Origin of the sequence: Sandaracinus amylolyticus (assembly GCF_000737325.1) — a bacterium.
Lineage (GTDB): Bacteria > Myxococcota_A > Polyangia > Polyangiales > Sandaracinaceae > Sandaracinus > Sandaracinus amylolyticus.
Map to the genome: position 1 here is coordinate 3603534 of NZ_CP011125.1, position 12847 is coordinate 3616380.

Below are 12847 nucleotides of genomic sequence, written 5' to 3' on the forward strand. Positions count from 1 at the left end.
GTCCGCGTCCGCGTCGAAATTCGCGTCCGCGTCGGCGTCCGTGTCCGCGTCGGCGTCCGTGTCCGCGTCGGAGTCCGTGTCCGCGTCGGAGCCCGGAACGTCCACCGCATGAATCCGAGCATTCGCTCGCATTCGAGCCGACGGCCAATTGGCTCCAGTCGCGCGCGAAGCGCGCGCTGCTGAACGCGGCTCGTGCGAATCCCGCGCGAAGCGCGCGGGACTCGCGCGAGCCGCTCCCGCCTCCAAAAACACCGGCGTGCGTCCGTTCCCGCCATGCGAGCCGAAGCCGTGCAGCAGGGCGCGTGGCAGGGGCTCCGAGCGATCCCGCAGCGACGGCCACACGACGGCAATCACATCGTGCACGGTTCGCGTCTCGCATCGCGAGACGCGAACACCCCGCCTCCCGAACCTCGCGCCGCTTCTGATCGGCTGGTCGCGAGGACTAGCGAGGAGCCCCTGCCACGCGCCCGGGCCGAACCACCTGCGCTCGAGATCTCGAGATCGAGATCAGATCGAGATCAGTTCCCCTGCGTATCGTCCTGCAGATAAGCGACGGTCCGAACCAGTGCGACCACCTGCTCGCGCTGCTCCGCGGTCAGCGACTCGAACCGCACGCCCATGCCCGGGTTCGGATTGTCGCCATTCGCACGCAGCGGGTTGATCCACACGACCATGCCGCTCAGCTCGAGCTCGCCACCTTCGTCGTGCGCGAAGCGCATCCGCAGCTCCGTGCCGATCGGCAGCGGCGACTCCGAGCGCACGAAGATGCCCATCTCGCTGATGTTCGTGATGTAGGCGAAGAGGAACGTCTCGCCGCTCGTCACGTCCACGTGGATGCGCGTGTCGAAGCGCTCGTACGAACGACGCTCGCTGCCGCTCGTCTCGCCGGAGTCCTCCGAGGGCGCCGAGGCCGTCGAGACGTCGCGCTCCTGCGACGCGACCTCGTCGGTCTTCTTGCCCCCGTCGTTCACGCGCGCTGCATAGCCGAGTCGTGTCGCGAGATCAACGCACCAGGAGCGTACCCGCGCGCGCGCGGTCGACCTCGTCGGTCGGACCCTCGACCACGTCGAGCCGCGACTCACCCGCGTAGAAGCCGATGAAGAACGTGTACTGACCGGGCGGGAAATTCGCCGGCACGCGCAGCGTCTGGCGATCGACCACGATGTCGCCCTCGTCCCAGAGCCGCACCGGGTAGTGCCCGTCGACCGGCTCGTGATCGCCGTTCAAGCGCTGCCCCGCGCCGTCGACGTGGAGGAAGATCTGGTAGCTGCCAGGCACCGGCGCCATCACGCGCCAGTACCACGTCACCGTGAACTGCTGGCCCGGGCCCACGCTGTGTCCGCCCGGCAGATCGAGGTCGTAGCCGACGAGCTCGACGCGCCGATCGAAGTTCGCGCCGACGCGATGCTGCACCTGCGGCACCTCGTCGAGGATCGCGTCGGCGAGATAGTTCTCGCTCGCGAGCCCTTCCGGCGGCTGGTTCGTCGCGAGGAGCACGCGCGTGCTCGACGCGTCCGCGACGAAGAGGTGGCGGTTCGTGCGCTGGCGGTACGCGCGATCGAGCTGCGCGAGATCGTCCGCGCGGAACGCGAGCCACACGCGCTCCGGGCGCCCGAGGAATTCGAGCACCGCGTTCTGCTCGGTCAGCTCCTCGACCTCGCCGTGCGCGTAGTACGCGGCAGCGCGCCCACCGACGCGATACTCGCCGAGCGGCTCGCCCTGCGACGCGAGATCGTTGTACGCGTCGTAGACCTCTCGCGGCGAGAAGTGCGAGCTCATCTTCGGCTGGAAGATGAAGCTCGTGTACCCGCCGATCACCACGCCGACGAGCAGCATCGGCGCGAGCGACCACTCGCCCATCAAGTGGAACGCGGCACGCCCACCGAGCACGATCGCCACGAGCAGCGCGATGGCCGGGGCGATGAACGCGAGCACGCGGCCGATGCGCACCGCGAGGCTCGAGACCTGCGGCTGACCGAGGATCACGTTCGCGATCGCGATCGACGTGAGGAGCACCGCGGCGATCGCGAGCCCCAGCACGATGCGCCCGAGGCCCGCGCGCTTGTCGTCGCTCGTCGCGAGCCCGTACGCGACGGCGACGCCGATCACGCCGAGCCACGCGGCGCCGCCGAGGCCGCCAGTCACGGCCGCGACCGTGAGGAGCGCCTCGTAGGGCCGATCGTCGCCGACGAGGAAGCACTCGAGCCCGAACACGGTGCACGCGGCGAGGACCAGGAGGAAGAAGATCATCCACGCGCGGAAGCCCGGGCCGCGCTGCCACTGCGTGCGGAACAGGGGCCGCGGATCGCGGAAGCGCACCGCCTCCTCTCGATCCACCCCGAGCCCGAGCATCGCCGTCACGCCGAAGAGCGCGAGGAGCGCGACCCATCCGCTCGAGCGCGGGAAGTCCTCGGGCAGCGCGAGCCCGTCGATGCCGAGGCCCGAGGCCGGGCTCACCGGGTATCCACGGAAGTCGCGCAGCAAGAGCGCCGACAGCAGCAACGTCACGAGCCCCGCCGCCCACGATCCGCGCCCCGCGCGCTCCACGTCGCGCAGCAGCAGCGCGACCGATCCCGCGAGCGCGATCACCGGCAGGAACGTCGCGCTGCCGAAGCGCGACACGTAGATCGTCTGCGCGCAGAACCCGAACGCCGCCCAGAGCACCAGCCCGATGCGCAGCGAGGGCTCCTCCGCGAACGTCGCGGGCACGAGCGCCTCGCCCTCGGCGCGTCCCGCCATCGCGCGACCGATCGCGATCGGCAGGAGCGCGCTCCACGGCGCGAACGAGTGGAAGACGAGCTCGAGCACGCGCTCGAACGTCGGCGGGTTGCCGCCGCGCGGGATGCCACCGATCCACGCGCTGTAGACGTCCGCGTCGATCGCGACGAGCCGCGCCACGTGGATCGCGACGAGCGCGCTCCCCACGACGACCGCCCACGCGATCCCCGCGCGCACGCGCGCCTCCCCCGATGCGCGAAGCCGCTCGGGCGCGAGCTCTCCGCGCGCGATCGCCGTCGCCGCGATCGCGCCGAGCGCAGGCAGCACGCCGAGCAGCACGCCGCTCGCGAGCGTCGAGAGCGCGATCGACGCGAGCAGCCCGACGCCCCACAGCGCGCGCGCGACCGGCGCGCGGAGCGTCGCCGACTCCGCGCGCTCCGGCTGGAAGAGCAGCGACGCCGCGCAGAGGAACACCGCCGCCTGCGCCGCGAACGCGGGCCCGGCGCCGATCATCTGCCGCGCGTTGAAGAGGAAGAGCGGGCTCGTGCACGCGATCAGCGCGGCGTAGATGCCGGCGCGGCGTCCGGCGAACCGCGCGACGAGCCAGTAGCCGATCGCGACCGCCGCGAGCGCCGAGATCGCGATCGGCACGCGCCCCGACCACTCGTGGATCCCGAAGATCGAGAAGCCCTGCGCGACGAGCCATGGCCCGAGGGGCGGCACGTCGAGCGTCCCGCGATCGGTCGGCGGCTCTCCGGCGGCGAGCCGGCGCGCGACGTCGGCGCTCGCGAGCTCCCAGGGATCCCAGATGCCGAAGCTCCAGATGCCCGCGAGCACCAGCACCGCGGCGACGACGAAGGTCACGCCCGCCGCGATGCGGGCCGTACGGATCGGAAGCTCCATGCGGCGAAGTCGATTGAGGCGCGGTGAGATCGAAGGCGAAGCGGCGGCGCCGATCGCAGCGGCCTTGTTCGTCGGCGGCGGAGCGTAGCCGCACGACACCAGCCACGCCAAGACGTCGCGCGCGAGGAAGGGCGGAGTGCGTTTGATCTCCCGGTGCTCGGCTGATAACCCTTCCGGCCGCCGATGGCCGACGAGACCCCGAGCGGGATTCCGACGCACCGCCCGCTCCCGTCGGTGGGCATGCCTCTTCTCCGTGACGACGTCCGCTCGACGCGGCAGAAGCAGCTGCTCGTCGTCGTGGCGCTCCTCGCGATCGCGGGGATCGCGGCCGCGGTCGTCGCGCTGGTGCCCGGCCCGCCGCCGGAAGGCGAGGGCGGAGAGGTGCCCGCGGCGGCCGAAGGTCCCGCGGTGCCGCTCGCTGTCGGGTTCTCGCCGCCGCACGACGCGGGCCCGCTCGCGATCGACGCCGGTCCGCCCGCTCCGCCGCCCGAGCCCCTCGCGATCGAGTCGACCGGCGTGCCCGGCGGGACGCGCACGACGCACGCGTTCGGTCGCGCGGTCGGGTTCCGCCCCGCGCTCACCAACGCCGGGCTCAGCGGCGCGGACGCCGACGCGCTGACCACTGCGCTCACCGGCGTGATGGACTTCCGCCGCTGTCGCCCCGAGCACCAGATCGTGGTCGAGCGCGACGCCGACGGATCGCTGGTGCGCTTCGAGTACCGCGCGTCGATCACGCAGATCTACGAAGCGGTGCGCGACGGGAGCCGCTGGCTCGGCCGTCAGGTCGACGTGCCGGTGCAGCGCACGCGCCTCGCGCGCGGCGGCACGGTCGCGACGTCGCTCGGGGCCGCGCTCGACGGCGCGGGGCTCGGCCGCGCGATGGTCGGCACGTTCGTCGAGACCTTCGATGGTCGCATCGACTTCAACACCGAGACGCGCGCCGGCGACGCGTTCCGCATCCTGCTCGACGAGGAGCGCATCGACGGACAGTTCCTCGGCTACGGCACGGTGTGGGCGATCGAGTACCGCAGCCAGCGCCGCGGCGTGCTGCGCGCGTTCTGGTTCGAGACGCGCGCGGCGGCGGGCGGACGCCCGGCCGAGGGCGACTTCCACGACGAGACCGGCCGCGCGGTGCACGGCGGATGGCTGCGCACGCCGCTCCGCTACGATCACATCAGCTCGCCGTTCAACCCGCGCCGCATGCACCCGGTGCTGCGCCGGGTGATGCCGCACAACGGGATCGACTACGCGGCGGGCACCGGCACGCCGGTGTGGGCCGCGGCGGACGGCGTGATCACGTTCATCGGGGCGCGCGGCGCGAACGGGAACCTCGTCGCGCTGCGCCACGAAGGCGGCTACGAGACGTTCTACGCGCACCTCTCGCGCTTCGCGCCGGGCCTCTCGCGGGGCGATACGGTCACGCAGCGCCAGGTGATCGGCTACGTCGGATCGACGGGGCGCAGCACCGGCCCGCACCTGCACTTCGGCCTGAAGAGGCACGGCGGGTTCGTCGATCCGGGGCGCGAGCTGAACGGCCCGGGGCGCATGCTCCCGGCGGCGCAGATGGGCCGCTTCCGCGCGCAGCTCGCGAGCCTGCGGAGAGAGCTCGACGCGATCGAGATCCCCGAGGTCGCGGTCCGAGAGGCGCCGGAGGCGCATCCGGTCGCCGCGACCGAAGACGTGATGGACTGACGCCCGTCGCCGAATCTCGGAGATTCACCGGGCGATTCTGAAATCGATCGCCGAATCTCGGAGATTCACCGGGCGATTCTGGAATCGATCGCCGAATCTCGGAGATTCGCCCGCCGGTTCTGAAATCGATCGCCGAATCTCGGAGATTCACCGGGCGATTCTGGAATCGATCGCCGAATCTCGGAGATTCACCCGGCGGTTCTGAAATCGATCGCCGAATCTCGGAGATTCACCGGTCGATTCTGAAATCGATCGCCGAATCTCCGAGATTCACCGGCTCGGACCTCAGGCGTCGAACAGACCGAGCGCCCACCGCAGGGTGTTGCGGTCGATGTTGTGCCCGGTGTGGAGGATCACGACCTTCTTCCGCGCAAGCTCGCCGCGCAGCTTGAACGCCGCCGCGTACGATGCCGCCGCCGCGCCCTCGGCCGCGTTGTGCGTGCCCTCGAGCGCGGTGCGGACGGCTTCCTTCATCTCGTCCTCGCTCACGCGCACCACACGATCGACCTTGCCGTTCGCGATCTCGAACGGCAGCTCGAACGCGAACCGCGTCGCCAGGCCGTCGGCGAACGTGTCGGCGTTCTCGATGCTCGTCAGCTTCCCGGCCTCGAGCGAGCGCGCCATCGCGTCGGCGCGCTCCGCCTGCACGCCGATGATCTGCATGTCCGGGCGCAGCGTCCGCAGCGCGACGATCGTCCCCGCGAGCAGGCTGCCGCCGCCGATCGGCACGATCACCGCGTCGGCGTCGGGCAGCTCCTCGGCGATCTCCATCGCCATCGTGCCGATCCCCGCGATGAGCAGCGGCTCGTTCGCCGGGTGCACGTAGCGCAGAAGCTCGTTTCGCGCGCGCGCCTCGGCCTCCATGCGCGCCTCGTCGAAGTCCCGCCCGAACTCCACGACCTCCGCGCCGAGCGCGCTCATGATCGCGTTCTTCTCCGGGTTGTTCCCCTTCGGCACGTAGATCACGGCGCGCGATCCGAACGCGCGCGCCGCCCACGCCAGCGACAGGCCGTGGTTGCCGCGCGTCGCGGTGATGACGCCGCGGGCGCGCTGCGAGTCGCTCAGGTTCGCGAAGAGGTTCACGCCGCCGCGCACCTTGAACGCGCCGATCGGCATGTGGTTCTCGTGCTTCACCCAGGCGTCGACGCCCCATCGCGCGGAGAGCAGGGGGTAGCGATAGAGCGGCGTCCGCGGCAGCCAGCGGTGCACCACGGGCCACGCGCGCAGAACGTCCTGGAAAGTAACGGGCATGACCTCTGGGAACCTCCGGATTCGGCGAGTCGCCGATTGTAACGGAGGAGCGAGGGCGGTCGACTGGCGGGTGTGGGCGGCCCCTCTGCGCCCTCTTGCGCCCGAGGTGGGCCCATGCCATAAGCCCCACCGATCCGTTCCGTTCGCTCCGCGCGGAGCCCGGGGCCTCGCCTTCGTCGACCGAGCGCGTGCTTCCAGGGAGGTTGCTCCCACGCAGCACGTGGTCGTGAGAAGGAGCCGTGGTGGCGGGTGAAGCGGCTGCCTTCCGAGGCAGGACGGCGCACACGAGACAGCGGAATCGGGCGGGGCGCTGGAGTTTCTCGCAGAAGTCATCGAGCCTCTGGCGCGCCCTCGACGCCGTTCGTAGCGGGTGCTGCTCCCGTGCTCGGCCGACCTGATCGGCCGCGGCCCGGACCTTCCACGAGCCCTCGCGCCCCGAGGGCCTCTTCTTCCCTTCCCGCTGCGGGGCTCTCGTCCTGCGGAGGGAACGCGCCGACCCGAGGCTCACGCCTCGGGGCCCACTCGCCTCGGAGCACGGCGCGCCGAGGCAGCGCCTTCGAGCCCGCTCGAGGGCGCGCCGACATGCAGGGCCGGGGCCCCCTGCAAACAGCTGCACGGTCTCCAGAGGTCCATGACGGACACGCATCCCGAGCTCGACGATCTGGCTCTCGACGCCTCCGAAGGTGACGGCGACGAGGGCTACGACGATGGTCCCGAAGGCGCGCTCGACGAAGGCGCCGACGATCGTCCCCACCGAGCTCGGCAGCACGCCGATGCCGACAGCGACGGCGATGCCGACGACGGGGACGACGACGACGACGGAGAGGACGACGACGACGAAGCGCCTGCGCGCGTCCCCGATCCGAGCCGCGTCGCGCAGCACGTCTCGCGCTTCTCCGATCGCGCGATCCAGCGAGTCGTCGGCGGCAACGCGTTCCTGCGAGGCAGACAGTACGCGCGCCGCGGTGACGTGAAGGAGCTCGAGACGCAGGACGGCGAGGCGCACGCCCGCATCCACGTCAAGCAGGACACCTACGAGCCGCGCCTGGTCCTCGGCGAGGACAACGCGTTCACGTCGTCGTGCACGTGCGCCGGGTTCCGCGGTCCGACGCAGCACTGCAAGCACGTCGCGGCGCTGCTCGTCGCGCTCCGCGATCGCGAGCGCCCGCCGCGCCCGAAGGCGCCGCAGCAGGATCGCCCCGCGTCGAGCCCGCCCGCGCACCCGAAGACGACGACCGAGATCCCGCCGGGCACGAGCCACACCGTGAGCGTCGGCGGCAAGCGTCGTCGCTCGCGCCGTCGTCGTCGCGGCGCGGAGACCAACGGCGTCTCGCACCTCGAGGTGCTCACGACGCGCGAGCCCGGACCCGCGGTCCTGCCGCCTCCGGGCGCGGTGCTGACCGGGAACCTCGCGTACACGGAGCGCCCGGGATCGGCGCCGCTCTCGGTCGCCGCGGCGAACGAGGCGCGCGGCGTGCTCGACGCGTGGCTCCCCGGGCCCGACGAGCAGACGAAGCCGTTCGACCTCGAGTTCCGCATGCAGGTGCGATCGGCGTCGATCACGATCACGCCGGTGATCGCGGGCACGCGCACCGCGGTGCCGATCACCGACGCGCTCGCGGCGTTCCACGCGGTCGCCGGTCAGACGCGCGAGATCATGCGCGCGCTCGCGCGCCACACGCCGCGCAACACGCCCGCCACCGCGGAGCTGCGCGCCGAGGACGCGGCGGAGGTCCTGAGCATGCTCAAGGATCGCCGCGTGCTGCTCGAGCCCGCGTCGATGGAGCTGCGCTTCGCCGACGACACGCTCAAGCCGCGCATCGAGCTCGATCAGGCGAACGGCCGCACGTGTCGCGTGCGCGTGGTGTTCGAGAGCAAGGGCGGCCTGCGCCGGTTCCCGCTCTCGAGCGGCGCGTGGTTCGAGGGCACGCCGGGCTGGCACGTCGACACGACGGAAGGCATCGCGCGCCCGGTCGCGGAGAGCGTCACGCCCGCGTGGCTGCAGCGTCTCTATCGCTCGCCCGCGCTCATCTATCCGATGGGCGAGCTGCCGCGCCTGCTCGGCGAGGGCATCCCGCGCGTGGCCGCGTCGCTCGGCGCGGAGCTGCCCGATCTCTCGCAGGTCGCGGATCTCGTCGACGCCGCGCCGCGCTTCAAGCTGCAGCTGGACGGCGACATCATCGAGGCGCGCGCGAAGCTGAGCGTCTACTACGGCGAGCAGCTCTTCCCGATCCCGCCCGCGGAGTTCCCGTCGCCGCTCGCGTTCCTCCCGCCGCGCGAGGCCGGTGGCCGGCCGCGCGTGGTGCGTCGCGACGTCGGCGCCGAGATGAGCTCGGTGCAGCAGCTGATGAACCTCGGCTTCGCGGTCGACGAGACGCGCGAAGGGCTCGTCGCGAAGGGCGACGGCGCGGTGTCGTTCTGGACGAACGGCATCACGTCGCTGCCGGAGAGCTGGGAGAAGCTCATCCCGCACGATCTGCGCGCGGTGAAGGTGCGCGACGCGAGCGTCACGGCGCAGGTGCGCGTCGCGAGCGGCGTCGACTGGCTCTCGCTCGACATGACGTTCAACGCCGGCGGCGTGGCGGTCGACGAGGACGAGCTGCGCAACGCGCTCGAGAAGGGGCGTCGCCTCGTCAAGCTGAGCGACGGCACGTTCGCGCCGGTGAAGGCCGAGGAAGTGCGCGAGGTGCTCGACCGCATGGCGGAGATCGTCGCGGGCACGAGCGGAGGCGCGAAGGTCCCGCTCTCGCAGGCGGGCCGCATCCAGGATCTGCTGCGCATCGTCGGCAACAGCAGCGTCTCGCCGCAGGCGAAGGAGATCCTCGGGAAGCTCGAGGAGATCGGCGAGATCGAGCAGATCGCGAAGCCGAGGAACCTCAAGGTCCAGCAGTTCCGCGACTACCAGAAGCGCGGCTTCAGCTGGCTCGTGTTCCATCACAACCTCGGCACGGGCGGCATCCTCGCGGACGACATGGGTCTCGGTAAGACCCTGCAGACGATCACGATGCTGCTCTGGCTCAAGAACAAGACCAAGCAGCAGAAGCCGACGCTGGTGGTCGCGCCGACGAGCGTGGTGCCCAACTGGGCGCGCGAGATCGAGAAGTTCGCGCCGTCGCTCTCGACGCTGATCTGGCAGGGCCCCGACCGCCACGAGCAGCGCGACGAGATCGAGGACACCGACGTGATGATCACGTCGTACGCGCTCCTCCGTCGCGACGAGGAGCTGCTCAACGAGATCGACTTCCGCTACGTCATCCTCGACGAGGCGCAGCACATCAAGAACCCGCTGAGCGCGACGGCGCGCGCGGCGAAGAAGCTCAAGAGCGAGCGCCGCCTCGCGCTGACCGGCACGCCGATCGAGAACCGCCTCAGCGAGATCTGGTCGATCATCGACTTCGTCTCGCCGGGCCTGCTCGGCTCGCTGAAGACGTTCGAGGAGAAGTACGCGCGTCCGGTCGAGCGCGGTGATCAGGAGACCGTCGCGAAGCTGCGCGCGATCATCCATCCGTTCGTGCTGCGCCGCACGAAGGGCGAGGTCGCGCCGGAGCTGCCGGCGAAGATCGAGCAGGAGATGATCGTCCCGCTCGCCGACGATCAGGCCAAGCTCTACAAGCAGATGCTCTCGCAGGTCCGCGCGAGCGTGATGAGCGAGGTCGAGAAGCAGGGCGTCGGCAAGGCGCAGATCCAGATCCTCGCGGCGCTCACGCGCCTTCGTCAGGCGGCGTGCGATCCGCGCCTCACGAAGATGAACGCGCGCGAAGGCGAGTGGAACGACGAGACGAGCGGTAAGCTCTCGGCGCTCCGCGAGATCCTGCAGGAGGCGAAGGCGGGCGGGCACCGCGTGCTCGTGTTCTCGCAGTTCGTCGAGATGCTGCAGCTGATCAAGAGCGCGGCGGATCAGGACGGCATCCGCTACGAGTACCTCGACGGCTCGACGAAGGATCGTCAGGACCGCGTCGATCACTTCAACAAGGACGAGAACGTCGACGCGTTCCTCATCTCGCTGAAGGCGGGCGGCACGGGTCTGAACCTGACGGGCGCGGACACGGTCGTGCACTTCGATCCGTGGTGGAACCCCGCGGTCGAAGATCAGGCGACGGACCGCGCGCACCGCATCGGTCAGACGAAGGTCGTGACCGTGTATCGCTTGATCGCGAAGGGCACGGTCGAGGAGAAGATCCTCCAGCTCAGCGACAAGAAGCGCGAGCTGATGAGCAACGTGCTGACGACCGAGAGCACGCCGCTCAAGGGCCTGACGAAGGCCGACATCGACGAGCTGTTCAGCGACTGATTCGAGGGTGGCGGCCGCCAGCACCTGGCTGGCGGTTCCGTCATCGCCGCGCGCGAATCACCACTATTACGTCGGTTCCCGAGCGCGGCACGCGCGGTGCGATGGAGCACGCGCGTGCCGTCGACGGACCACGAGCTGCCGCTGCTCTTGTTGCGCGACGCGCCGGGCGTGCTCGCGCGCTTGGTGCGCGACGCGTTCGGAGTCGAGCTCGGCGATGACCTCGTCGAGTCGAGCGCCGCGTTCCACGAGCTCGAGCCTGCGGCGTACGTCGCGGATCTCGTGGTCGTGGGCGACGAGGTCGTGGTCGTCGTCGAGGTGCAGCGCGCGCGCAACGATCTGAAGCGCGCGCGGTGGCCGCTCTATCTCGCGAGCGCGCACGCGAAGCACGCGCGCGCGGCGTGGCTCGTGGTGATCGCGCTCGACGAAGCGGTGAGCGCATGGGCGAAGCGACCCATCGAGACGTTCCAGGGCGGGGCGCTCACCCCGCTGGTGATCGGCCCGCCGGAGATCCCGCGGGTGCTCGACGTCGACGCGGCGAAGTCCGCGCCCGAGCTCGCGGTGCTGTCGGCGATGGCGCACGGGAAGGACGCACGGCACGCCGTCGAGATCGGGGTGGCGGCGCTCGTCGCCGCGGGCGAGGTGGGGCTGCGGGACGAGGACCGTGGCAAGCTCTACTTCGACGTCGTGCTCGATGCGCTCGCGGATGTCGCGCGGGCGGCGCTGGAGGCCAGCATGAAGTTGGAAGGGTACGAGTACCGGAGCGAGTTCGCGCGTCACTACGTCGCGCAGGGGCGCGCCGAAGGGCTGCGCGCTGCGGTGCGGATGCTCTGCGAAGCGTTCGGGATCGAGTGGAACGAGGCGCGCGAGCGAGCGATCGCGACGCTCGATGCACCCGCGCTCGAGCGCCTCTGCGCGCGGCTCCAGCACGAGCGACGCTGGCCTGATTGACCGCGTTCTGATCTCTTGGTTTCGCGTGCGTTGCGCTCAGATGAGTGGGTGCGGCGCAGGCGTGTGGAGCTCCGCTGAACGTCGAGCTCGGCGACGCCGCGAGGTGTGACTGCGATGCGGTGTCCCAACTGCCAGCGAGCGATGCGAGCGCTCTTCTTCTCGTTCGCGTGCGATCACTGCGACGGGTTGGTCGACTCGTTCGACTTCCGTGGCTTCGTGGTGCTGCGGCGAGAGCGCACACTGCCCTGCGAGGAGTACGTCTTCGCGACGCGCGCCGACGCCGAGCGATGGCGCGAGCTCAACGGGCTCTTCGACGCGGAGATCCGAGAGGTGCGCGGCGACAAGCCGTTCCGATGGCAGCCGAGCCGCGGAACGGTGCGGGGGATCATCCTCGCGGATCGCCTCTTCGAGATCTGCCCGGATCACAAGTTCGAGCCCCGGCCGAACCGCGCGTTCCTCGCGCAGCAGCCGGAGCAGCTCGCCGCGTCGCCGTAGCGACACGACGCACCTCGTTCGCGGGCTCGACGCGCGCGGACGCCGCGATCGCGGAGCTTGTGACGTCGCGTCGGGCTCCCACGTACCGCCCGCGCGGTGCGATCACGTTCGTCTCCGCGCGGGGGGGAGCCGGAACGTGACGAACCGAGTGGTCGAGATGCTCGAGGCATCACGCGATGCGCTGGTCGCGACGGCGACGCGCGCCGTGGATCGTGAGCCGCTGCAAGGCGCGCCATCGTACTCGCGCGACGATCTCGCGCAGATGGTCGACGGCTTCTTGCACGTCCTCCGCGAGCGCGCCGACGCGCGCAGCGACGACGCGTACGAGTTCTACATCGACACCGTGATCCCGGGGCTGGTCGCGCAGGGCTCGTCGCCCGAGTCGATCGTGCACGGCACCGTCGCGTGGTGTGCGCGCGTGATGGTGCTCGCGACGCGCGGGCTCCCGCATCCCGACGACACCGTGGAGCTCGACTGGCTCGCGGCGTTCTTCGCGGGCTACGTGCGCGACATCGCGAACAGCGCGTTCCGCGCGGCGAGGAAGTGAGC

The 12847-nt window shown here is 70.8% G+C and carries 8 protein-coding genes; 5 read left to right on the top strand and 3 right to left on the bottom strand.

Annotation, left to right across the window (positions count from 1 at the left end):
• Positions 1-518: 518 nt before the first annotated feature.
• A complete protein-coding gene (locus DB32_RS48230) occupies positions 519-971 on the bottom strand; it encodes a TIGR02266 family protein (RefSeq protein WP_053233184.1) in 453 nt (150 codons plus the stop codon).
• A 31-nt stretch (positions 972-1002) separates the two neighbouring features.
• Positions 1003-3621 carry an ArnT family glycosyltransferase gene (locus DB32_RS15225; RefSeq protein WP_053233185.1) on the bottom strand — a complete coding sequence of 873 codons (2619 nt, stop codon included), beginning with the start codon at positions 3619-3621 and terminating at the stop codon, positions 1003-1005.
• Between the two features lie 183 nt (positions 3622-3804).
• Here DB32_RS15225 and DB32_RS15230 point away from each other — a divergent pair, with 183 nt between their 5' ends.
• Entirely contained in the window at positions 3805-5313 is a 1509-nt protein-coding gene (locus tag DB32_RS15230; protein WP_083457399.1) for a M23 family metallopeptidase, read from the top strand.
• A gap of 285 nt (positions 5314-5598) precedes the next feature.
• Here DB32_RS15230 and DB32_RS15235 read toward each other — a convergent pair whose 3' ends face one another.
• The gene (locus DB32_RS15235; RefSeq protein WP_053233187.1) at positions 5599-6564 is read right to left on the bottom strand and encodes a threonine dehydratase; all 966 of its coding nucleotides are present in this window, start codon (positions 6562-6564) and stop codon (positions 5599-5601) included.
• Between the two features lie 631 nt (positions 6565-7195).
• Here DB32_RS15235 and DB32_RS15240 point away from each other — a divergent pair.
• From DB32_RS15240 to DB32_RS15255, 4 genes are all read left to right on the top strand, one after another.
• The gene (locus DB32_RS15240; protein WP_053233188.1) at positions 7196-10855 is read left to right on the top strand and encodes a DEAD/DEAH box helicase; all 3660 of its coding nucleotides are present in this window, start codon (positions 7196-7198) and stop codon (positions 10853-10855) included.
• A 114-nt stretch (positions 10856-10969) separates the two neighbouring features.
• The gene (locus DB32_RS15245) at positions 10970-11803 is read left to right on the top strand and encodes a hypothetical protein (RefSeq protein ID WP_157069062.1); all 834 of its coding nucleotides are present in this window, start codon (positions 10970-10972) and stop codon (positions 11801-11803) included.
• Positions 11804-11944: 141 nt separating this feature from the next.
• Positions 11945-12298 (top strand): hypothetical protein, encoded by a 354-nt coding sequence (locus DB32_RS15250; RefSeq protein ID WP_053233190.1) that lies wholly within the window; start codon positions 11945-11947, stop codon positions 12296-12298.
• A 136-nt stretch (positions 12299-12434) separates the two neighbouring features.
• On the top strand, positions 12435-12845 hold the full coding sequence (locus DB32_RS15255; protein WP_157069063.1) for a hypothetical protein: 411 nt from the start codon (positions 12435-12437) through the stop codon (positions 12843-12845).
• The last annotated feature ends 2 nt before the right edge of the window (positions 12846-12847 follow it).